This is a genomic window from Polyangium jinanense, from assembly GCF_028435265.1.
Classification (GTDB): domain Bacteria; phylum Myxococcota_A; class Polyangia; order Polyangiales; family Polyangiaceae; genus Polyangium; species Polyangium jinanense.
Genome location: NZ_JAGTJK010000020.1, coordinates 192,329 through 214,800, shown reverse-complemented (window position 1 = coordinate 214,800; position 22,472 = coordinate 192,329). Strand labels below are relative to the sequence as shown.

18 protein-coding genes are annotated in these 22,472 nt (G+C 69.1%); 8 read left to right on the top strand and 10 right to left on the bottom strand.

The window, feature by feature from the left end; genetic code table 11:
- Positions 1-157: 157 nt before the first annotated feature.
- Positions 158-1,987 carry a DNA methyltransferase gene (locus tag KEG38_RS30505; RefSeq protein WP_272423439.1) on the top strand — a complete coding sequence of 610 codons (1,830 nt, stop codon included), beginning with the start codon at positions 158-160 and terminating at the stop codon, positions 1,985-1,987.
- Here the strand turns inward: KEG38_RS30505 and KEG38_RS30500 are convergent.
- Together KEG38_RS30500 and adh are read right to left on the bottom strand one after the other, a co-directional pair.
- Positions 1,965-2,360 (bottom strand): DUF779 domain-containing protein, encoded by a 396-nt coding sequence (locus tag KEG38_RS30500; RefSeq protein WP_272423438.1) that lies wholly within the window; start codon positions 2,358-2,360, stop codon positions 1,965-1,967. The genes KEG38_RS30505 and KEG38_RS30500 overlap by 23 nt on opposite strands.
- Positions 2,360-3,880, bottom strand: coding sequence for an aldehyde dehydrogenase (gene adh, locus KEG38_RS30495; RefSeq protein ID WP_272423437.1), 1,521 nt, complete (start codon positions 3,878-3,880; stop codon positions 2,360-2,362). Before adh ends, KEG38_RS30500 begins: the two co-directional genes overlap by 1 nt.
- Positions 3,881-4,045: 165 nt before the next feature.
- Here adh and KEG38_RS30490 point away from each other — a divergent pair, with 165 nt between their 5' ends.
- Positions 4,046-5,176, top strand: a complete 1,131-nt coding sequence (locus tag KEG38_RS30490) for a hypothetical protein (RefSeq protein WP_272423436.1) — start codon at positions 4,046-4,048, stop codon at positions 5,174-5,176.
- A gap of 130 nt (positions 5,177-5,306) precedes the next feature.
- A complete protein-coding gene (locus KEG38_RS30485) occupies positions 5,307-5,573 on the top strand; it encodes a hypothetical protein (protein ID WP_272423435.1) in 267 nt (88 codons plus the stop codon).
- 308 nt (positions 5,574-5,881) lie between these two features.
- Here the strand turns inward: KEG38_RS30485 and KEG38_RS30480 are convergent, their stop codons facing one another.
- Both KEG38_RS30480 and KEG38_RS30475 read right to left on the bottom strand, forming a co-directional pair.
- Positions 5,882-6,223, bottom strand: a complete 342-nt coding sequence (locus KEG38_RS30480; RefSeq protein WP_272423434.1) for a DUF3634 family protein — start codon at positions 6,221-6,223, stop codon at positions 5,882-5,884.
- Positions 6,175-7,752, bottom strand: a complete 1,578-nt coding sequence (locus KEG38_RS30475) for a serine/threonine-protein kinase (RefSeq protein ID WP_272423433.1) — start codon at positions 7,750-7,752, stop codon at positions 6,175-6,177. The genes KEG38_RS30480 and KEG38_RS30475 overlap by 49 nt, the downstream gene beginning before the upstream one ends.
- 461 nt (positions 7,753-8,213) lie before the next feature.
- Between KEG38_RS30475 and KEG38_RS30470 the strand changes: the two genes are divergently transcribed.
- A complete protein-coding gene (locus KEG38_RS30470; protein ID WP_272423432.1) occupies positions 8,214-8,600 on the top strand; it encodes a hypothetical protein in 387 nt (128 codons plus the stop codon).
- On the opposite strand, the gene KEG38_RS30465 is transcribed toward KEG38_RS30470, so the two are convergent.
- Positions 8,597-9,856, bottom strand: a complete 1,260-nt coding sequence (locus tag KEG38_RS30465; protein WP_272423431.1) for an MFS transporter — start codon at positions 9,854-9,856, stop codon at positions 8,597-8,599. The genes KEG38_RS30470 and KEG38_RS30465 overlap by 4 nt on opposite strands.
- 185 nt (positions 9,857-10,041) lie before the next feature.
- On the opposite strand from KEG38_RS30465, the gene KEG38_RS30460 reads away from it, so the two are divergent.
- Together KEG38_RS30460 and KEG38_RS30455 are read left to right on the top strand one after the other, a co-directional pair.
- Entirely contained in the window at positions 10,042-10,437 is a 396-nt protein-coding gene (locus KEG38_RS30460; RefSeq protein WP_272423430.1) for a c-type cytochrome, read from the top strand.
- A gap of 22 nt (positions 10,438-10,459) precedes the next feature.
- Positions 10,460-11,461, top strand: a complete 1,002-nt coding sequence (locus KEG38_RS30455) for an alpha/beta hydrolase family protein (RefSeq protein ID WP_272423429.1) — start codon at positions 10,460-10,462, stop codon at positions 11,459-11,461.
- Here KEG38_RS30455 and KEG38_RS30450 read toward each other — a convergent pair.
- Complete coding sequence (locus KEG38_RS30450) at positions 11,403-12,395, bottom strand: DUF4846 domain-containing protein (protein ID WP_272423428.1); 993 nt, start codon at positions 12,393-12,395, stop codon at positions 11,403-11,405. The genes KEG38_RS30455 and KEG38_RS30450 overlap by 59 nt on opposite strands.
- 328 nt (positions 12,396-12,723) lie before the next feature.
- On the opposite strand from KEG38_RS30450, the gene KEG38_RS30445 reads away from it, so the two are divergent.
- Positions 12,724-13,281: a GNAT family N-acetyltransferase gene (locus KEG38_RS30445; RefSeq protein ID WP_272423427.1), complete on the top strand. Its 558-nt coding sequence runs from the start codon at positions 12,724-12,726 to the stop codon at positions 13,279-13,281.
- Positions 13,282-13,620: 339 nt separating this feature from the next.
- Here the strand turns inward: KEG38_RS30445 and KEG38_RS30440 are convergent, their stop codons facing one another.
- Together KEG38_RS30440 and KEG38_RS30435 are read right to left on the bottom strand one after the other, a co-directional pair.
- Positions 13,621-16,536, bottom strand: coding sequence for a DUF7003 family protein (locus KEG38_RS30440; protein WP_272423426.1), 2,916 nt, complete (start codon positions 16,534-16,536; stop codon positions 13,621-13,623).
- A 119-nt stretch (positions 16,537-16,655) separates the two neighbouring features.
- Positions 16,656-17,948, bottom strand: a complete 1,293-nt coding sequence (locus tag KEG38_RS30435) for a hypothetical protein (RefSeq protein WP_272423425.1) — start codon at positions 17,946-17,948, stop codon at positions 16,656-16,658.
- Between the two features lie 156 nt (positions 17,949-18,104).
- Between KEG38_RS30435 and KEG38_RS30430 the strand changes: the two genes are divergently transcribed.
- Positions 18,105-20,846, top strand: a complete 2,742-nt coding sequence (locus KEG38_RS30430; RefSeq protein ID WP_272423424.1) for a PAS domain-containing hybrid sensor histidine kinase/response regulator — start codon at positions 18,105-18,107, stop codon at positions 20,844-20,846.
- Between the two features lie 8 nt (positions 20,847-20,854).
- On the opposite strand, the gene KEG38_RS30425 is transcribed toward KEG38_RS30430, so the two are convergent.
- Both KEG38_RS30425 and KEG38_RS30420 read right to left on the bottom strand, forming a co-directional pair.
- Positions 20,855-21,565: a hypothetical protein gene (locus KEG38_RS30425; protein WP_272423423.1), complete on the bottom strand. Its 711-nt coding sequence runs from the start codon at positions 21,563-21,565 to the stop codon at positions 20,855-20,857.
- Positions 21,562-22,461: a multinuclear nonheme iron-dependent oxidase gene (locus KEG38_RS30420; protein WP_272423422.1), complete on the bottom strand. Its 900-nt coding sequence runs from the start codon at positions 22,459-22,461 to the stop codon at positions 21,562-21,564. The genes KEG38_RS30425 and KEG38_RS30420 overlap by 4 nt, the downstream gene beginning before the upstream one ends.
- Positions 22,462-22,472: the final 11 nt, after the last annotated feature.

Below are 22,472 nucleotides of genomic sequence, written 5' to 3'. Positions count from 1 at the left end.
CCATGCGCAAGCTGCTCGGTGCGGTCTACAGCGTCGCGAAAAACCGTCGACCCTTCACGCCGCAGCTCGCCGCTGCGTCGGTTACGGACTGACGATTTTTCTTGCGTGGGGGTCCCGGTATCTCAGGTGCCTTGACGCACGGGAGGACACGAACATCATGGGGCCCGTGACCGGAGCGCCCGAGCGCGTGGAGGAGACGATCAGCGCCGCCGAGCGCCGGCAGCTCGGCGTGCATTACACGAACGAGGCGTTCATCCTCCGCACGATCCGGCCGCTTTTCCTCGACGTGCTCGAAGCGTCGCTCGCCGCGGCGAGCACGGCCGTCGCGCTCCGCGCCTTCGTCGAGCGGCTCCTCGGCCTGCGCTTCCTCGATCCCTCGTGCGGCGCGGGGAATTTTCTCGTGGTGGCTTACCGGGAAATACGCAGGCTCGAGATCGAGGCCCTCGTTCGCCTGCGCGCCCGGGGCACGGTCCTGCCGCGCCGCGTGCGGCTCGACCAGTTCTGCGGGATCGAGATCGACGAGCGCGCCGCGAATGCCGCGAAGATCGCGCTGGAGCGTGAGGCCGAGGCCGGCGAGCTCGAATTCGTGGGGCCGAGCGGCGTCGCGCCGCGCATCACGGTCGGCAATGCGCTGCGGATCGACTGGAATGATGTTTTACCAGCCGGGCGAGCGTCGTTCGTCTTCGGAAACCCGCCATTCGTGGGCATGGCCTGGATGAGCGCCGAGCAGCAGGAGGATCGCCGCCTCGCATTCGAACAACTCGACACGCGCGGGCTCCACGCCGGCAGGCTCGATTATGCGGCGGCGTTCATCGCCCGCGCGATGACGTACCGCGAACGCCACCCCGTCCGGTTCGCGTTCGTCGCCACGAACTCGCTCACCCAGGGCGAACAGGCGCGAAGCCTCGGCCCCTTGCTCCGCCGGTACGGGTATCGGATCGATTTCGCGCACCGGACGTTCCACTGGGCGAGCGACGCGAAAGGGAAAGCAAACGTCCACGTGGTCGTGATCGGGTTCTCTCGCGGAAAATCGTCACCGCGCCGGATCTTCGATTATCCCGATCCGCGAGGCGAGCCCGTGGAGCGGGCGGCGAAGAACATCAACGTCTTTCTCGCCGACGGGCCGGACGTCGTGCCGCGGAAACGAAAAACCCCGCTCGGATCCGGCTATCCCGCGGGCACGAAGGGCAGCCAGCCGACCGATGGAGGGCACCTCGTCGTCGAGCCCGCGGATCACGCCGCCGTGATGGCCGATCCCGTGGCCCGGCGGTACGTGCGCCGGTATCTGCAGGCATCCGAGTTTCTCTGGGACGAGCCGCGCCATTGCCTATGGCTCGAAGGCGTACGCCCCGAGGAAATTGCGGCGTCACCCGTGCTGCAAAAGCGTATCGAGGCCGTGCGTCGCGTGCGCCTCGCCTCGCGCACGCCGTCGGTACGGGATCTCGCGGACAAACCGTGGCTCTTCACGCAGATCCGGCAGCCCTCTTTCCGCTACCTCGCGCTCCCCGAGGTCTCGTCCGAGAACCGCCGCGTGATCCCCGCGGCGTTCGTCGATCCGGACGTCATCGCCGGCAACAAGTTGATCACGTTTCCGGGCGCGGACGACTGGGTCTTCGGGATGCTGCAATCGAGCATGTTCATGGCCTGGGTGCGGGCCGTGGCCGGGCGCATGAAGAGCGACATCAGCATCGCGCCGCACCTGACATATTGCACGTTCCCCTTCCCCACACCGGACGCCAAGGGGCGTCGTCGCGTGGAGGAGGCCGCGCGCGAGGTGCTCGCGGTACGAGAGACGTTCCCGGGCAAGAGCCTCGGCGAGCTTTACGATCCGCGGAGGATGCCGGAGGAGCTCGCGCGGGCCCACGATGGGCTCGACAGGGCTGTGGAGGGGCTTTTCGAGGGGGGAAAACCGTTCCGCACGGAGGCGGACCGGCTGCGGGCGCTCTTCGAGCGTTATGCCACGCTCAGCCTTGCGGGCCGCGCTTGACGCCGGCGGCGTCGAGCGCGCAGAGCTCGTCCCCGCCGAAGACATTCGATCGCGTGAGGAATCGCATGCCCTCGGGGGACTCGATCGAAAAACCGGCCCCGCGGCCCGGGACGGCGTCAATCACGAGCTGCGTGTGTTTCCACAGCTCGAACTGCGCGCCGCCGATGTACACGGGGCAGCCCTCGATCTCGCCGAGCAAGACGTCCCGCTCGCCCACCTTGAACTCACCACGCGGGTAACACATCGGGGCGCTGCCGTCGCAGCAGCCCCCCGATTGGTGGAACATGAGCGGGCCGTGGCGCGCCACGAGCCGACGGATGAGGGCGATCGCCGCCTCCGTGGCCGTGACGCGCGGCGGGACCGTGGGTTCCATCAGAAGAACCCCAGCGCCTTCGGGCTATAGCTGACGAGCAGGTTCTTCGTCTGCTGGTAATGCGAGAGCATCATCTTGTGCGTCTCGCGCCCGATGCCCGATTGCTTGTACCCGCCGAACGCCGCGTGCGCCGGATAGAGGTGGTAGCAGTTCGTCCACACGCGGCCCGCCTGAATCGCGCGGCCCATGCGATACGCCGTGTTGATGTCGCGCGTCCACACGCCGGCACCGAGACCATAAAGCGTGTCGTTCGCGACCGAGAGCGCCTCGGCCTCGTCCTTGAACGACGTGACGCTCACGACCGGCCCGAAGATCTCCTCCTGGAAGATACGCATACGGTTCGTTCCCTCGAAGATCGTCGGCGAGACGTAGTACCCATTGTCGAGATCGCCGCCGAGGCGCACGCGCTCGCCGCCGAGGAGGAGCTTCGCGCCCTCCTTCTTGCCGATGTCGATGTAGGAGAGGATCTTTTCGAGCTGATCACTCGACGCCTGCGCGCCGATCATCGTCGTCGGATCGAGGGGATTGCCCTGCTTGATCTTCTTCGTCCGCTCGACGGCCCGCTCGATGAACTGGCGGTAGATCTTCTCGCCCACGAGCGCGCGCGAGGGGCAGGTGCAGACCTCGCCCTGGTTCAGGGCGAACATGGCAAAACCCTCGAGCACCTTGTCGGCGAAATCGTCGTTCTGCGCGAAAACATCCTCGAAGAAGATGTTCGGCGACTTGCCGCCGAGCTCCAGCGTGACCGGGATCAGGTTCTCCGAGGCATATTGCATGATGAGCCGGCCCGTCGTGGTCTCGCCGGTGAACGCGATCTTCGCGATGCGCGGGCTCGACGCGAGCGGCTTGCCGGCCTCGAAGCCGAAGCCGTTCACGATGTTCACGACGCCCGGCGGCAGGAGATCACCAACGATTTCGGCCCACAGCAGGATCGTGGCCGGCGTTTGCTCGGCAGGCTTCAAGACGACGCAATTGCCGGCGGCAAGCGCGGGCGCGAGCTTCCACGCAGCCATGAGCAGCGGGAAGTTCCAGGGGATGATCTGACCGACGACGCCGAGCGGCTCGGGGAAATGGTACGCGACGGTGGTATCATCGATCTGGCCGATCGTGCCCTCCGAGCCCCGAATACAGCCCGCGAAATAACGGAAATGGTCGATGGCGAGCGGCAGGTCGGCCGCGAGCGTCTCGCGCACGGGCTTGCCGTTGTCCCACGTCTCGGCGACCGCGAGCTTCTCGAGGTTCTGCTCCATGCGGTCGGCGATCTTGTTCAGGATGTTCGCGCGCTCGGTCGGCGAGGTGCGACCCCAGGCGGCGCGCGCGGCGTGCGCGGCGTCGAGCGCCTTGTCGATGTCCTCCGCGGAGGAACGCGGAATCTCGCAGAACGGACGGCCGGTCACCGGGGAGATGTCCTCGAAATGCTCCCCCTTCACCGGGGCGACCCACTCGCCGCCGATGTAATTCCCATAGCGGGACTTGAACGAGACCTTGGAGCCTTCTTGGTTGGGCGGCACGTAGACCATTGCGATTTCCTCCGCGAATGTCTCGCCCCCCGACGTGCCCCCCGCGGGCCGCCTCGGAGGCGAGCGAGGAGCAAACTCCCCGAGGTGGCCGGTGTCAAGGGGTTTGGGGCGCAGCGAGGCTCTGAACGCACCGGTACAGCCCGCGCGTGTGGTAGAGTCGCTGCCATGTCGGATCTCATGTCGGAGAACCACCTCGGCCCCCTGTTCTCGTCGTTTCTCGTCGACGGGGTGGGTACGCTGGGCTTCCTCGCGCTTTTCGGCGCCGCGCTGCTCGCGCGGGCCCGCAAGCGCGCGGAGGCGCGGGCCGCCGAGGCCTCGTTCGACGGCGAGAAGCAGCTCGTCGTGGGCGAGGCGATGGTCTTCGGCAAGGTCGAGCGAGCCGAGGGGTCGGAGACCACGGTCCGCGTCGAGGTGGATCAACACGGCGAGGAGTCCGAGAGCTCCGGCGTGTGGTCGCACAAGTGGACGGAAAAGAGTCGGCGCGTCATGGTCGCGCCATTCTATCTGCGCCTCGCGTCAGGCGAGCGCGTGCGGGTCGAGCCGCGGGACGACGTGTTCCTCGTGGACGAGATGGACGGGCTCGTCCGCGTCGACCTGAAGTCACGCATGCGTTACGCCGAGCTCACGCCCGGCGAACGCGTGTACGCTTCGGGCGTGCTCTCGCGCGCCCCGGATCCGGAGTCACAGCCGGGGGCGGGATATCGATCGGGGCGCGAGGGATTCGTGCTCCGGCCGCCGCGCAGCGGACGTATGCTGCTCTCGTCGCAGCCGCTCGGTGAGCGTTTCCACGATCGTGCACGCTTCCACGAGCGCTGGGCGGGGTGGATCCTGCTCGCCGCGATCTCGTTCCACGTCATCTTCCTCGGCTATCACGTGCGACGCTGGGCGGGCACGGACACGACGGCCACCATCAGCAAGCTCGACCATTACGTCACGAAGGGCGATGACACCGTGACGCACCATTACAGGGTATGGCTCACGCCGCGGGACGGGGTCTCGGTCGACGACGAGGTGGAGCCGGAGGATTTCGCCTGGATGCACGAGGGACAGATCGTGCCGGTGCGGCTCGTCGAGGGGCCTTTCGCTTCGACCACGACGATCGGTGGTCACCTGACGGTCCACGACCTCGCCTGGAGCGTGGTACCGCTGCTCATCGGAGCGTGGCTCATCTACAGGTTCCGAGAGCGGGCAACGCGGCCCTGGTACGAGCGCGAGGTCGTGGATAGCGGCAGTGGGAAGCTCGAAGAGACGTTCGAGGCCGAGAAAAAGCGAAGCCAGCCGCGCCCGCAGGCCTAGGCATCTTATCGATGCACTTCAATAAGCCGGGGAGTTCGGGCTGGATTTCGTCACGGGAACGGATTAGGGTCGCCTAAAGCCGTGAGGGAGAGAACGCTCCACGCGGCGCACAACCAGAGGGGTATACGACATGGCAAAGCACAGTTTTTCGGTCAATTTCCCCGGCGCCGCAGTCGACATCATCGCGAAGGCGAAGGGCGCGATCGAGAAGGCCGGCGGCAAGTTCGGCGGCGACGAGAAGAAGGGTGACTTCTCGGTCCCGACGCCGGCCGGCAAGGTGACAGGCGTCTACACGATCACGGGCCAGTCGTTCGCCGTGGACATCACGGATAAGCCCTTCGTGGTGCCCGGCAAGGTGATCGAGGAGCAGGTCAAGTCGTTCCTCGCGAAGGCCTGAAAGCGTAGCGCCGGGGTTTCACCCCGGACCCAGACCAGGGGTTGTCCACCCCTGGACCCGGACCAGCGCAAGCGCTGGACCCGGGGCGACAGCGCGCGATGCGCGCTGTCGACAGGGAAAACGTCGCTACCAGATACGACAGCGCCGCCGTCTCGGCTGGCAACGTGGTTCGTGGTCTTGCCACGGGCCCGTCGGAGAAACCGCGCACTGCGCGGTTTCTCCGTTTTCGGTCCAGGCCGTGCCTGGTCCGGGTGCAGGGGCGGATAGCCCCTGCTCGGGTCCGGGGTGAAACCCCGGCGCTACGGCCCCTAGCGAGCCCCGCTGCGCTTCACGCGCCGGGCCGTGCGCAGGCGGGCGACGGGGAACCGTCCGACCACGTTGCGGAGCCTTTGCGCCGTGGTCTCGTCGATCCCTTTTTCGGTGCGGACCACGACACGTCCGCCCTGGAGCCGGAGCACGATCGTCCCCGTTGCGCGGGATCGACCGAGGACGTCTTCGATGTCGGCGGCGAGCTCGGCCGGCGCTCGGCCCGAGAGCCGCGCGACCCTTCCACCTTCTGCTTCGACGACGAGCAGCCGGCGCGTCCTCTCCACCGAAACGATCACGACCACGACGAACGCGACGAGCCCGAAGGCGACGAGCCAACCCACGCCGCAGCATAGCAAGCTTCGATGCGCGTCGCCGCTCCCGGCCCGGGGGGTGCCGTGGCCCGCCGCGGCTTCGCGCGCAGCAGGGCAAACGCCACGATGGCGCCCACGACGAGGACCACGAGCACCACGTAGATCCACGTCCGGGAAGGACCTCGGGCCAGCGCCTTTTCGGGCGTTTTCTTCCGAGCGGCCGGCTTCCCCGGCTCTTCCTTCAGGTTGGGGATCGTGGCCTCCTCGGGATCGGGACCCGCGACTGCCTTCTGCGCCGCTGCGGCCTCCGCCGAGGTATTGAGCTCGGCCGTCGCCTTGGCGATGTCTGCTGCGAGCTCGGATTGATCTCCGAAATCGGCCGAGTCGAAGATCGACGCCAGACGTTGCCCCCGCGACTCGGGCCCGACGAGCCCGCTCACGCTGCGCTTCAGCGTCACGGACGGCGACGCTTCGACGATCGTTGGCTCGCCGTCCGGCGAGACGAGCTTCGGGCTCAGCGCCGTCGTCGAGGGGAGACGCCGCGCGAGTGCGAGGTGCGGCATTCTCGAGAGGACTGCTGTGGGCTCGTCGTCGCTCCCGGTCTGTGTCGTCTCCTCGTCTTCGTGCGAAGGCACGCGGGCGGCCTCGCGGGGCGCCGTGGTGGCGAGCCCGCCGGAGAGCTCGTGGTAGACCTCGCGCACGGCGGCCTGCATCTCGCGCGCGGTCTGGAAACGATCCTTTCGTTCGAAGGCGAGCGCGCGGGCGAGGAGCTCGACGAGGGCGCGAGGTGCGCCGGGTGAGATCGTCGCGAGGGAGGGCGCCGGCGTCGTCACGGCGGCGACGAGCGACTCCTGCGGCGTGAGGTTGCCGTGAACGAACTGGCCCGTGAGCAAGGTGAACAGAGTTGCGCCGACCGAGTAGAGATCGGAGCGCTCGTCGACGTTCTGCCACTGCCCGCGGGCCTGCTCGGGCGGCATGAACGCGGGCGTGCCGATCACGATGCCGTTCACGGTGAGCGCCTTGCCGCGGGGCGCCTCGCGGAGCTTGGCCACGCCGAAATCGAGCAGCTTGATCTGGCCCGTGCGGAGGAGGAAGACGTTCTCGGGCTTGAGATCGCGGTGCACGACGCCCTTCTCGTGGGCCGCGGCGAGCACGTCGAGGATCGGGTCGGCCATGGAGAGCACGTCGTCGAAGTCGAGGCTGCCGCCGCTGCGGAGCCTCCGCGCTTCGAGGGTCTCGCCGTCGAGCAGCTCCATCACGAGGAACACGCAGCCGTCCTCGTCGACATCGTCGTCGAGGATGGAGACCATGCCCGGGTGGCTCACGGCGTTGACGGCGTAGGCCTCGCGCAGGAAGCGGTCGCGGGCGTCGGCGATCGCGTTGAGCTCGGGATGGATGATCTTGATGGCGACGCGCTTGCCGGTGCGATGGGTCGCGGCGTAGACCGCGCCGAACCCGCCCGTGCCGAGCACGCCCTCGAGGCGCCACTTGTCGCGGAGCACGCGCCCCACGCGCTGTCGCGCGATCTGGGTCGCGAGGCTCGGGGGGGCGCTGTCCATGTGGGCGCGCAGGGTACCAGAAGTCCGGCTCTTGGGGGAACGTCCTCCGCAGCGAGCCCGGTCGCCGGCCGAGGGCGCGCATCACGAGCGGTCCGGAAGAACCCCGGCGCCGCCTGCCGCCCGTTCCCCTCCGGGGAGCGGCGCTGTTCTTCGTGCCAAACATGTGGCACATGCGCCAGGTTTTTCCGCGGAACTTCGAAATCGAGCGAACCCGTTCGAAAAAAAATCACGAAAGTTCGCAACTGGGGTAAAGCTCCGGTCGATGGACGGGCACGAGCCTCGATGTCGCCGCGCGTGGCGCTGGACGAGGTCCGTTCCAGTAAAACCCGATCCTGTAGACGAGCACCATGAAACCTCCCCGTCCCCCCCGTCGTCCCCCGTCGCAAATCCCCTCCCCTCGGGGTTCGTCCGGACGCCCGGCCCCCCCTCCGGACCCCGATGCCGAGGAGCTCCGCGCCCTCGTGTCGGAGGTGAAGGACAAACTGGTCCGCACGGACGACTTCGGTCACGTGATGGACGCGTTTTTCCTGCAGCTCGGCACGAAACTCCGCTTCCTCACGAAGGGCGTCCGCATCGACGAGCAGCCGCTCCTCGGCGCGCTCGTGCCCATGGCCGAGCAGATGGCGCGCAGGCCGCTCCGCGTCCTGGAGATGAAGCTGGTCCGGCTGCGCGAGCACCGCCTGTCGCACGGAATGCTCTACTTCTCGGGCTGGCTCGGCGTCGTCCTCCTTTTCGAGGACATCGGCATGGGCATCCTCGCCATGAGCGAGTCGGACCTGCGCGGGCCGACGCTTTATGGCCGGTTCAAGTTCCTGGCGACGGAGCGGCCCGCACGTCCGCCGAACTAGCCTCGCTCGAGGGCGGTTTTTCCCAGGGAAAGCGGGGCCTCCGCCCGCCGGAGCGAGAGCGCGATCCAGGCGACGAGCCCCGCCCCCGCCGCCATGGCCCCGATCGCCTGGAGCGAGAAGGAGGCCTGGTACAGGAACGCCGCGAGGAGCGCGCCCACCACCATCGTCGTGGTGGTCGTGAGGTCGTCGATGCTCGACAGGCGGCCGATCATCGCATCCGGCGCAAGGCGCTGGAGGGACGCGCTCGTGAGCACCCAGTTGCTCCCGCCGCCCATCCCCCAGACGAGCACGGTGACGAGCAGGAGCGCAGGCCAAGGCTGCACCAGGGAGAAGGTAACGATGCCCACGAACGTGGTGAGCGCCGCCGCGTGTTCGAGTCCTCGCCCCGGATCGTTGCCCCGCGTGAAGAGCGAGATACCGAGCGGGCCGAGCCCCGTCCCCGCCCCGCGCACGGATTGCAAGATGCCGAGCGAAATGGCCGCCGCGCCGAACGGCGCCACCTGATCCGCGACGAGGTTCAGCGTGACCCAGCCCATGCCGCCCGCGAGCGCCGCGGGCACCTTCGAGAAAACGGCCCGGAAAAGCGCCGGCTGCGCGCGCGCATGCTCGAACGCCGCCCAGAGATCCCGCGGTACGGCCCGCACGAGGCCCCAGACGCCGGCGGACTGCGGCTGTCCGGCGCCCTCGGGCTTCATGGAGGGCAGCCCCGCCGCAAGCGAGGCGGCGAGGAAGAAGGAGACGGAGTCCACGAGGATCGCGGGCACGGGACCCAGCGCGGCGAGCAATCCGCCGAGCGCCATGCCCGCGACGAACGTGACGCTCCAGGTCCCGGAGACGATGGCGTTCGCCCGGAGGAGCTCCGGCGGCTCGACCGTGTGGCGGAGCGCCGCTGTTTCTGCCGGGACCATGAAGGCCGTGAACGCGGAGCGCACGAGCACGAGCGACTGCAGCGCCACGAGCTCGCCCCGCGCGGCCGCGAGCGCCATGGCGAGCGTGAAGGCAGCCTGGACGAGCGGGATGCCGACGAGCAGGCGCCGCCTGTCGAACCGGTCGGCAACGAACCCCGCGATGGGCGACAGGCACGCGTGCGGGAGGGAGTGCGCCGCGAAGACGCCGACGAGCGCGAGCGCGCCCCCGCCATGGTCGAGCGCCAGCCGGCTCACGGCGACGAACGCGAGCCAGTCGCCGACGAGCGAGATGGTACCAGCCGCCCAGAGGCGCCGGAACGCAGGGCGGCGGCGGAGGAGGTCGAGCATGCGGCAATCATGGCAGCTTTCTCCGCATCCGCGCGCGAAGGGGACATCGGATTGGCAGATGCTCAATCGACCAGCACGGCCCACCTTCCGTCCCTTCCCCTTCGTGCTAGCTTGCCGGCCGTCCTCGCGGCCCCTACCGAGGGCGAGCCTCGCTGCGGATGCCCCGGGCGAGCACGGGAGATCTGGTGGTTTTGTCACGACGGTATCGGCTTTTCCTGCTCCTCTTCGCGCTCGCCGCCCCTGGGGCGTTCGCCGCATGCAAGTCGAAGCAGGCTCCACCGCGCGAGGTGGCCGGCGGGGACGCGGAGCGAGGACGCGAGGCGATCAAGAAGTACGCGTGCGGCGCCTGCCACCTCATCCCGGGCGTCGAGGGGGCGATCGGCAAGGAGTCGCATCCGCTGTGGGGATTCGCGAACCGGGGCGACATCGCGCACGTCGCGCCGAACACGCCGGACAACCTCATCAAGTGGATCCGCCGCCCGACCGATCTCGATCCCCGTACGAAGATGCCGACCCTCGGCGTGAGCGAACAGGAAGCGAAGGACATCGCGGCGTACCTCTACAAGCTGAACGGCGAGTGATCGGGTATCCTCGGCCGACCGCATGAGGAAGGCCCGCGCCCTCGCCGCCGCCACGCTCGCGTTCGTCGCCGTCTCTGGGGGTGCGGCCGAGGCAAACCCGCGCCGCCGCGTGGGATATCCCTGCGCCGGGTGCATCTTTGATCCGCCGCCCGAGGGAGCGACGAAGGCGCCGCTGCTCGTGGTGCTTCATGGAGACGCGCCCGGCGGCAAGACGCCGCTCGTGGAGCGGGATTCCTCGCCGTTCGTCGCGGCCGCCGCGGCGCGGGGCGTGGCGATGTTCGCGCCGATGTGCCCCAAAGCGGAGGGGTGCCGGGTCGGAAGCTTCTGGCAATGGTCGCAAGGCAATCCGACAGAATGGATCGAGGCACAGATCGACGCGATTGGCCGGGACTACGGGATCGACGCGGATCGGGTGTGGATCGCGGGTTGGTCGGGGGGCGCGTCGTTCCTCGGGTGGAACTGGGCGCGGCTCGGGGCGCGGTATGCGGCGGTGGTGTTCGTCGGCGGGGGCATTCCGCCGCGAGACAGCGCTTGCGCGCCGGAGCCGAATCCGACGTGCGCGCCGCCGGCCTATTTCCTGGTCGGCGACCGGAACCCACTGCACCACCTCGCCCGGGGGCTGCACGAGCGCGTGGCCGCCTGCACGCGCGACGTGACGTGGGACCTCTTGCCCGGCAAGGATCACGCGGGCGAGTGGCGGGCGCTCGGCGCGAAAGGGAAAGCCGACAGCCTGCTCGATTGGCTCGCCGCACGACCGCGGTCCTGCAAAACCGAGCCCGTCGCGCCGGATCCGCCGCCGGATCCCCCGCCTCCGCCTCCGCCTCCGCCTCCACCGCCTCCGCCGCCAATGACGCCGCCGCCGGCTGCGCTTTGCGGATGCCGAATGGGCAAGCCGAGCGCGGCCTATGAATGGTTCGCTTTTTCGTCGGCCGTGGCGCTCCTGCTCGATCGACGGAGGCGCCGTTCTACTCGGGCAAACGGCGGATCGAATCGAACGGGAATGGGTCCCAGAACGGAGTCGTGAGCGCGCCCGACGCCTCGTCGATCACGAACCACGCACGGGCAGGCTCGGGGCGAATCACATGGACGTTCTGCGCCGGGACGAAGCTCTGGCCGAGCAGGACCGCGCGGCGCCCGGCCGCGTCCTTGGCCATGTCGAGGACCAGGACCGTGTGGCCGAACGGCACGCCGGTCAGCACGAAAAAATCCCCGGGTCGCAAGGCGCCGAGGGCCACACGCTCGCCGTCCCGCGCGAGGGCGCCGGTGTTGGTCCAGCCAAACACGTCGTCGAGCCAGGTCCGGAAGAGCGCGTGTGTCGGCTCGGCGCGCTTCGCCGACGGGACGAGCTCGATCCGATTGCCGTCCACGCGCACCCGCTGGCCCGAGGCGTACCGCTGGAATTCGAGCTTCGTGCCGCTCGCCGTGCGGTAGGCCTGGTCGCGGTGTCCATGCGACCAGCGCCACTCCGCATGCAGCCGGATGATCGCGTCGGCGCATTGCTGCAGGTCCGCCTTGCCGATGTCGATGGCCACGACCGCGGCGACATTCGGGTGGCCGTCCGCGCGAATCTCGTCGCCACGGTAGGACTTCACCGGCGTGCCCTTCGCGGCGAGCGGCAAGGTGCGCAGAAACGCGCCGAAGCCGTCCGGGGCGAGGGGCACGCGGGTGAAGCCGGGTGGAGGTGAGAACCGCCGCTCGAGCGTGTCGACCGGCGCCGGCGTGCCCGCGGCTCCCCCTTCGAGCCAGGGGTACTGCGCAAAGGCGTCCGCGGCGGGGGGGCGCGCGGGGGACGGGCTCGCCGGCCCGCTGTCCTGAGCCTGAGCGCTCGTCGAGGGAAGCGGGCGAACCGGCTCGGGGTGCACGGTGGTCTCGCCTGCATCGCGCCGGGGATCCGCTTCCGTCGGCCCGAGCGCCGTGCATGCCGAAAGCGAGCCGAGAAGCGCGAGGGTCCACCGCATGGTCATCTCCTTCCGATCCGATCCTCCACGTGATCGAAGGGGCGCCCGAAAGTGTGACCCGATCTCGCTTCGCAGGGCTCGCGCGCCCGGTGGCGAGGCAACAAAAAAACGAGCGCCTACTCTACGGCGGGGGGGGCGGCCGGAGCAGGCGCTCTGCCCGTAGATATTGCACGCACCGGGCCAACACGTTTCCAGCGTGGATCCGGATATTTGGCGAAGGGTTCTTCCGGGCCGACTTTCAATCGTGCAACACTGCGCGTCGCGATCGTGCAACGCGTCGAGGCATCGTTGCTGATGTCACGAAACGGTGAGAGGCTCCGCGACCCTCATGGTTTCCTTCACCCCGTTCCCTACCCTCGAAACGCCCCGCCTCGTCCTGCGTGAGCTCGTCCCAGCCGACGTGGAGACGATCTTCCGCATGCAGTCCGACCCCGAGGTGGTCAAGTACTTCGGCCGTCCCGCGCACGCGAGCCTCGCCGAGACCGAGAAACTGTTCGGGATCGTGTTCGACGCGCAACGCGACGTCACGGGCATCCGCTGGGGCCTGTCGCTCAAGGACAGCGGCGAGCTCGCCGGGACGTGCGGGTTCTGGCGCTGGGACAAGAACCACCGCCACGCGGAGATCGGCTACGAGCTCGCAGCCGCGTTCTGGGGCAAGGGCCTCATGGTCGAGGCGCTCCGGCCCATCCTCCGCTACGGCTTCACGCAGATGGATCTGCACCGGGTCGAGGCGACCATCGACCCGGACAACCACGCCTCGCAGCGCGTCCTGGAAAAACTCGGCTTCAAGCGCGACGCGCTCATGCGCGAGAACTGGTTCCACAACGGCAAGTTCACGGACTCGGCCATCTACGGCCTGCTGGAGCAGGAGTTCCTCGTCGAGTGACGCTTCGCTGGGGCGTTGCCCCAGGCCCCACCCGGGGCTATCCGCCCCGGGACCCGGACCAGCGCAAGCGCTGGACTCGGGGTCGATGAACTGCGCATCGCGCAGTTCATCGAACAGGCCGATTCAAGACTGGCGAGCGACCCTGCCCATCAAGACCGCCGCGCTGCCATTTCGATGGGCAACGCCGTCTCTGGTCTTGCCACCGGCCTGTGGGAAGAACTGCGCATCGCGCAGTTCTTCCCCCTGAGGTCCAGGGCTTGCCCTGGTTCGGGTCGAGGGGCGAACAGCCCCCGCAGGGTCCGGGGCGGCGCCCCGGCGCGGCGGCCGAGTAAGGGAGTCCTACGCCTCGTCCTCGTCCTCCTCGTCGTCCTCGTCTTCATCCTCGTCGTCGAGCTCATCGTCCTGGGCGCCTTGCCGCCGCGCGTAGGCGCGCTCGTCCCGCTCGTCGAGCGCGGTGAGCAGCGCCCGCGCGATCTTGGCTTGGGGGCCACGCTGGTTCGCCTCGATCTCGGCGCGGATCTCCGGCCGCTCGAAGAGGGCCTGCGAGATCGCCGCGCGCGCCTCGGGGCGATCGGCGTAGAGCGCGAGCGCCATCCCGACCACCCGCGCCGAGGCGAGCCGCGCGAGCTGGCTGCCCACCCACGCCGCGTCCGCGACCTTCGGGATCCGCGCCTCGTACTTGCCGAGCATCTCCTCGCCCGCGAGCGACACGAGCAGCACGTCGGGCGCGGACGGAGGCGTCCTGCGATCGAGCAGTTTGTCGCGGACCCACGTCGGATCATTCCCGACGTGGGCGAGATCGAGCTCGCACCGCGCGCTCCGCTCGGCCCCGGCGCGGCCGTGCAGCACGAGGTCGAGCATGCGCGGCGCCTCGCCCGTTTGTCCGGGCCGCCATGACGCCGCGAGCCGCTCGCGCAGCGGGCCCCGCGTTCCCTCCACGCGACGCAGGACGAAGCCGAGCTCGAAGATCGCGCTCGCGAGCGCCGCCCTGTCCGACGCCCACGCCTCCGGCGAGAGTTTTCCAAGGGCCGCGACGAACGCCTCGATCGTCTCGCGCCCGCCGACGAGCGCCTCCAGCAAGAGCACGAACTCCGTGCCCACGTGTGCAGGCACGGTCCACGGCCGGAGGACGAAGTTCTCCACGAGCTTGCGCGCCTCGGCCGCGTACAGCATGCGATCGTTCTTCGAGGCCGCGAGCACGCCGCGATCCCCGGTCACCCACTTGCGCTCGGCCAGGCCCGCGACGCGCGCCCACATGCATGCCGTCCTGCGCGGCCAGAACTGGCGCACGACGGGCGACGACGCGTTCGTGAGGTGCAGGATCGCCTGCTCCGCCTGCCCCTTCTTGTTCTGCGCCGCGCCATGCAGGAGCCACACCCCGTGCGGAAAACCGCGCGCGATCGTGAGGCTCCAGTACGGCGTCACGCCGACCCCCGCGGCCGGCGTCTCCGGCTCGATCGGATCGTCGCCCTCGGCCCAGGCGTCGCCGCCCGCGTAGCTGCGCAGCTCCGCCGCACCAGGGATCCAGCACTCGGGACGCGCGTTCGCCCGGCCCGGGAGACGCGTGATCTTCCGACGCGCGCGCAGCGCCTCGACCATCGCCACGAGGTCCATCGATCGCGAGGCCGGCTCGCCCGCGGCGACGTACTCGAAGTCGTCGAACGAGAAGAGCCGCGTCGCGCCCTGCGGGATTGCCGCGGCCACGCGCAGATCACGATCGGCCGCGAAGATCATGTCGCGATGCCGGCGGCACAGATCCACGACGAGTGCCTCGGCCGGCGTCACGAGCCTGAGGGTTCCGCGCGAGGCCTCGGGCAGCGCCGCGAACGCGCGCGGCAGGCGGTAACTCGCGCGCAGCGGATCGCCGTTTTGCCGCACGGCCGCGCGCTTGACGTGCACGATCATGTCGTCCGACGGGAGCGGCAGCGGCACGATGCGCGGACCGTCGGAGCCCGCCGTGGGCCGGCCCCTCTCGTCGCGCTCGCCGAGCAGGACGATCTGGTTCGTGATGCCGTCGACGTAGTCGTCCGCGTCGATCTCCACGCTCTGGAGCTCGTCGCGGACGGTGTCGATGAGCTCGTCGTCGCGCCCCGAACGTTTGCCCGCGCCGGGCCCATACGCCGCGAGCTCCCAGCACGCGAGCACGCCCGATCCCGGGTGATGCAGGATCTGCTCGATGACGAGCACGTCGCCCTTCTGCGACGCGTACCCCGTGATCCGCATCGCGGCCGTCGTGTAGTTCGCGTTGTCCCAGCTGGGCAGATCGAACTTGCGCGCCGCCTCGTCGAGCTCCGCGATGCTCCAGAGCGGACCGCGCGGTTCGTCGATCGCCTCGGACTCGGCGAGCAGCCGCTCCACCTCCTCGGGCAAACGCGTCCGCGGCAGGTTGAACTGCTCGGCGATCCGCTTGGCCGCCTCCTCGCCGAGCGACGCCTCGATCGCCTCGCGCACCACGCCGCCGAGCGCCGCGGCGCGATCCCGCAAGAGCTCCGCCGCGCGCGGGTTCCCCTCGTCCGCGAGCGTCGCGAGCGCACCGTATGCATTCGGGTGACGCGTCATCCAGCGCCGCGCCACGTCGAGACCGTCGTCCTTCGTGGCTGCGTCGGCGCGCGCGCGCTCGTCGTCCTCGTCCTCGTCCGCGCCCGGATCGTCCGCGTCTTCCTCGTCGTCCTCGTCCTCGTCCTCGTCGTCGCTCTCGTCTCCGTCGTCGTCCGACGTGGACGCGTCCTCCGCGAGATCGCTCTCTTCCGCCTCGATCTCGCTCCCCGTGCTCGCGAGCTCCACGATCGATTGCACGCGCAGCGCGACCTCGAGCGCCTCGCGCGTCCCGATCGCGAGCAGGCACGGCACCACGCACCACGGCACGTTCACGAGCGCGCCGTCGCCTTCGATGCGGCTCTCGATCCAGGGCAGGATCCCGTCTCCGTACCGATCGTGCAGCGCGGTGTTGTCGCGGCCGCGCACCTGGAACTCCCAGCGGATGCGCCGCCCGTGCTTCACGAACTCGGCCGCGTCCTCGAGCGACAAGAGCGCCGCCCACACGCGGTCGCTCTCGAACACCATCGTTCCTCCGGCCGAACGGCCTTCACCCTTGCGGAAGACCTCGGCCGGCTCGACGAGGCGGCGCGCCTCGCTGAGCGACATGAGCCCACGCCCGTCGCGGCGGGACACACGCGCGTCCCGCATGGCGATGCTCACCGGCGAGGATGGATCGAACCACCGGGGCGCGGTCTTCGTGACGTGTTCCTTCTTCATCAACTTGCTCTGCGCGGGCCGATGCTAGCGAGCGCCCAAGCGTCTGGCTACCCTCGCCAAACGAGCGGAGGCGAGAGCGGTAACAGAAGCGGGAGCGCCGGTGGTCTCGGCGCTACGCCTCACCCTGGCATTGCGTGCGCCAAGAGCCTGGCGCCGTCCTTGAAAAGGACCTCGATCTTTCCGCCATCCACACGGCGCACGAGGCCACGTCCGAACTTCATGTGCTCCACGAGGTCGCCCGGGGCAAACCTCGCGGTCGTACGATACGGCGTCGCCGCCTCCTCCATGCGCCCGGCGAGCGCCTCTTTCCAGGCGCGCTCGTTCCGCTCGGCCTCGCTCTCCACGGGCTTCGGCGGCGCGGGGTCGCGGAGCGGATCCCAGCCGTGCGCGTACCGCAACATCGACGCGGCGAGCGCCGGATGCGCCGCCGCCCAGCGATCGTCGAACAGGATCCACTGCTCGTGGCCGAACGCGCTCGACGTGTGCGGGCAAAACAGTGCCGCGTGCTTGCCCACCTGCACGATCGCCTTCGTGGGATCGCCGTCCAGCTTGAACGCCGTACCCACCTTGTAAAACTCACCCTCCGCGTGCTGATGCGCGCCCACGCCGAGCAGGGTGTGGTTCGTCTGGACGACGACCTCACGCAGCGGATACGCCGCGCATTTCGCGAGCGCCGGTGCGATCGAGATCTGGCCCGGCTCGATCATCGCTCGCAGGAGCCGGAGCTCCACCGGCCACGTGTCGAGCCACTCCTTCGACCACGACTCCGGCTTCTTCGTCGGCACCACAGTGCGCAGGTGCGACGCGAGATCGGGCAACCGCACGCCGGGGATCGCCACGGCTTGGCCCGGGATCGATTCGCCATCGTAGGACGTGAGCAGACAGGCGTACGTCGTCCCCTCGCCTTCGCCGCGCGGCAGGACCAGCTCCGGTTCGAAGGGCGGCGTGAACGGGCCGTCCGCGTCGCCCTCCGGCAGCTTCGGCTCCTCGTGCAGCAGCCATGACACCCGCTCCGGCTGCTTGCGCGCGACCTCGTCGTCGAAGAAGAAGTACGCAAGCATGACCTCGTCGTCGTCCGTCAGCACGCGGAGCGAGTGCTCGTCGATGCGCACATTGCCCGGACCTCCCTCGACGTAGAGGTGCTTGCGCAGGATCTTCTCGAGCTCGGCCGTCGACTTCGGCGCCATGAGCCCGTGCTCGTTCACCGCCTCGAACACCGTCCCGAACCCGTACACGTAGCCGCCGAGCTCGTCCTCGTAGAGGCAGCTCGGCTCCTCGGCCTTCTTGGCCTCGATCATCTTCCCGGAAAACCACGCGAGGATCGACGGCGCGTCGAGGCGCCGCACCCGACGCGAAAGCGGCCCTTCGTAGTGCGATCGATACACGAACCAGATCCCGGGTGCCTCGCTCACGACCAACCGATCCTTCCTCGGCTCCACAGCGGCCGCGCAGTTTGCCCCGGCGCGGGGCGAACGTGAAGGGGCAAGCCTTACGTCTTCGCGGGCGCGCGGCCCGTCGCCGCGCCTGCTTGCGATCATGGGCACGGCGCCCCACGTGTCGATGGATCCATGGCCGAGCCTCGTGCAGGTGCTGCCCCCGCGGAGGACCGATGTCGACGCATCCTCGACAGCCTGCCCGGGCTCGTCTGGGCGTGCCGGGCGGACGGCGCGTGCGACTTCGCCAACGCCTCGTGGGTCGCGTACACGGGCCTCCCCGCGCCGGAGCACCACGGCCTCGGCTGGCAACGCGTGCTGCACCCCGACGACCAGGCGCGCGCCGCTCGGGCGTGGGCCTCGGCGCTCGCCTCGGCCGGATGCTTCGAGATCGAGGCCCGCCTCCGCCGGCACGACGGCGTCTACCGCTGGTTTTCGCTCCGCAGCGCGCCGAGCCGCGACGATCACGGCGCCGTCCTCGCGTGGTCCGGCATCGCCGTCGACGTCCACGAGCAGCACGAGCACGCGCGCCACGACGCCGCGGATCTCGCGCGCGCCTTCGACGTGCTCGATCGTGGCGAGCCCTGCTTCGTCCTCGATCACGAGTTCCGCTACGTCTTCGTGAACCCGAGCCAGGAGCGCCTAAGCCAGACGAGGCGGAGCGAGACGCTCGGGCGGACCGTCTGGGAGGCCTTTCCTTCGGTCGCGGGCCCGCATTCACGCTATTTTCGCGAGTACCACCGGGTCATGCGCGAGCGCGTGCCCGTCGAGTTCGACGCGTACTACGCGCCGCTCGATCTCTGGACGCACGTGAACGTGTACCCGACGAAGGAGGGCGGCATCGCCGTCTTCTTCCACGACGTCACGGCGCGCAAGCGCGCCGAGGAAGAGCGCGGGCGGCTCGTCGTAGCGCTGCGCGAGACCGCGGCCCGCGCCAACCACAGCCGCGCGCAGCTCGAAGCCGCCTTCGAGGCGATCCCGGACGGCATCGTCGTCTTCGACATGAAGGGCCAGGTGATCCTCGTGAACAGCGCGGAGGCGGCGCTGCACGACCTCACGCGCGCCGAGCAGCCGCGCCTCGAGTACTTCGCCGCGCACTTCCAGCTCACCGATCTCGACGGCCGCGTGCTCCCCGTCGACGCATGGCCGGTCTCGCGCGTGCTGCGCGGCGAGTCCTTCGCAGGCTGGCAGCTCCACGCGCGGCGTCTCGACATGGGGCGGGAGTGGTTCCTCAGCTTCAGCGGCGAGCCCGTGCGGGACGAGGAGGGCAAGCAGATCCTCGGGCTCGTGGTCACGCGTGACGTCACCGAGTTCAAGCGCGCCGAGGAGGCGCTCCGGCAGAGCGAGGCGCAGTACCGCGCGTTCTTCGAGATGGCGATCGTCGGCATGGGCCAGCTGGATCCCGCGACGGGCCGGATCCTGTGCGTGAACGATCGGTACTGCGACATCACCGGCTACAGCCGCGAGGAGCTGCTCTCGGGCTCGGTGCGCGACTTGACGCACCCCGACGATCGCCACGACGACTGGGAGAGGTACAGCCGCATGGTCCGCGGCGAGGTCGACGAGTACTGCGCGGAGAAGCGGTACATCCGCAAGGATGGCCGGATCATCTGGGTGCACGTCGCGGCGCGGATGATCCGCGACGCCGCGGGCAAGCCGATCCGGAGCGTGGGCATCCTGGAGGACATCACGCAACGAAAGGAGGCCGAGCAAGCGCTGCGCGAGAGCGAGGCCGCGCTGCGCTCCGCGGATCGGCACAAGGACGAGTTTTTGGCGATGCTCTCGCACGAGCTCAGGAACCCGCTCGCGCCGATCCGCAACGGCCTCTACATCCTGGAGCACGCCGCGCCGGGAGGGCCGCAGGCGCTTCGGGCGCACGCGGCGATCGAGCGGCAGGTCACGCACATGACGCGGCTCATCGACGACCTGCTCGACGTGACGCGGATCTCGCGCGGCAAGATCCAGCTCCAGCGCGAGCGGGTCGAGCTCGGCGAACTCGTGCATCGCATCGCCGAGGATCTCGGGCCGACGTTCGAGCAAGCGGGCGTGGAGCTCGCGGTCGAGGTGGAGCCGGCCTCCCTCTACGTCGACGGCGATCCCACGCGGCTTGCGCAGGTCGTGGGCAACCTGCTGACGAACGCGGTGAAGTTCACGCAGCGCGGGGGGCACGCGTTCCTGTCGGTGAGGCGCGAGGGCAACCAGGCCGTCGTGCGCGTGCGGGACGACGGCGCGGGCATCGCGCCGGAGACGCTGCGGCACGTGTTCGAGCCCTTCGTACAGGCAGATCGCACGCTCGATCGGAGCCGCGGGGGGCTCGGGCTCGGGCTGTCTTTGGTGAAGGGGCTCTGCGAGATGCACGGCGGGACGGTGACGGCCGAGAGCGCGGGGCTCGGGCGAGGCGCGGTGTTCACGGTGCGGCTGCCGCTCGTGCCGACGATCGCGCGGAGCCTCGCGGCGGTGCCGACGGCGGCGCCGCGGGAGCCGGCGCAGCGGGTGCTCGTCATCGAGGACAACGTGGACGCGGCGGAGACGCTCCGCGATGCGCTCGGGATGGGCGACCACGTGGTGGAGGTGGCGTTCGCGGGGCCCGAGGGAATCGAGAAGGCGCGGCGCTTCGAGCCGGACGTGGTGCTCTGCGACATCGGCTTGCCGGGCATGGACGGATATGGCGTGGCGCGGACGATGCGCGCCGATCCAAAATTGCGGTCGGTCTACCTGGTGGCGCTCAGCGGTTATGCGTTGCAGGAGGACGTGGAGCGATCGAGGCAAGCGGGCTTCGACCGGCACATGGCGAAGCCGCCGAGCTTGACGGCGCTGGAGAAGATGCTCTCCGAGGTCGGGCGCGCGAAACTCGAGGAGGCGGCGGGGACGGGATAGGCGCTCCGTCAGCGGCCGAGCCCGAGCCCCGCGAGGTGCTCGAGCGACGCTTGCAGCACGACAGCGGCGATATGATGCTTGCGCGCGATCTCGACCGGGCTCTCGGCCGAGACGAGCAGATCCGCGAGAAAGGGCGTGATGGGCCCGTGGATGAGCCTTCCGCGCGCCGCGGCGTACAGCGTGGGCCCGGCCCGCCGGCTCACCGCGACGAACCCTTCCGGAATGGTACGGATCTCCGCCGGCACGGTGAAATCCGGGTGCGGGCTCATGACGAGCGCCTTCATCATCGCCGTCAGAAACTCTGCCTCCAGAATCGCGCCGTCGCCGATCCCGCGCGCCTCACAGAACCGAAAGAAGGCCTCTTCGAGGCAAACCCCGGGACCTGCGTGGGAATGCTCGCGATACGTATCGAACGCCGGCGACTCCAGGAACGACGACAGCAATTCCCCGAGCTCGTGATCCTCGGGATGGCTTTCCCTCCACGCGTCCACGGTGCGCGCATACGTCGACAGAAGCCCGCCGCTCCCCCGGTACGTGCGCTGAACGAGCTCCGCGCGCACCCGCTCGGCTGCCTTTTGGAGCTGCGCCGGATCGATCGAAAGAAGCGACTGCAAATCGTCAGCCGACACGTCGAGCTCGTCCACGCGCCCCGCGAGGAAGGCCGCGAGGTACGAGCGATGATGCAAGAGCCGGTCGAGCGCGCGATCGAGCGAGATCATGACGACCAGGGGCGCACGGCGTCCCGGAGCCGCTCGAAGCTCGCGACGGTCTCGGGGGCGAGCTGCCCTTCCGCGTCGAGCCTCGGATCTTCGTAGGTGATGGCGGACAGGTGCGGACAAAGGGGAAGGAGACGGCGGAGGAGCTCCAGTTGCTCGTCGAGCAGCACGCCGTGATGGCAATCCATGAACGAATCCTCTTCGATCTCGCATCCCGAGAGGTGAATCTCGAAGCAATGATCGAGCGGGAGCCGTTCCAGATCGCCAAACAGCGCTTCGCCCCGCTTGCCGAGCAGCCATTGATACGAAAGGAGATGCCCCACGTCGAGCGTGGCCGGCGACCTCGTCTCCTCCACGACGGCCCGGAAAAAGTCATAGGCGTGCATCTGGCCGATGCAAAAACTCGTTCCGTCGGAGAATCCGGGAAACTCCACGAAAAGCGGCGCGGATAGCTTCTCTTGCACCTCGGCCGTGTTCCGGATGGCGGCGTCGAGACCCGCGGGCGTGAGGTACGGCGGGAGTGGATAGGGCAAGGGCCTGCCATGGATCGACCAGAGCCCGAGATCCTCGTTCACCCACGCAAACTGGTACCGGTCGACGAGCGCGTTCGTGAAATCGAGGATCCGGCTTCGATCGTAGGCTTCGAGCGCGCCCAGGTTGAAGGTCGTCTGGTGGAGGGCGCGCACGGAAAACGCCGGAATGCGGGCGAACAGATCGTCGTAGGCGTCGAAGTAATCGCGTGGATCGAGGCGATTTCTGCTCCGGGGCTGGAACGACGTGAACAGGTACCGAAAGGCCCCAGCGTGGGACGATAGAAATCGCACGACCGGATCCGTCGCGTGATCCCCACGCCCGGGCTCATGGGCGAACCCGACGGGGGCGCCCCAGGGGAGATCCATTCCGACCCCCA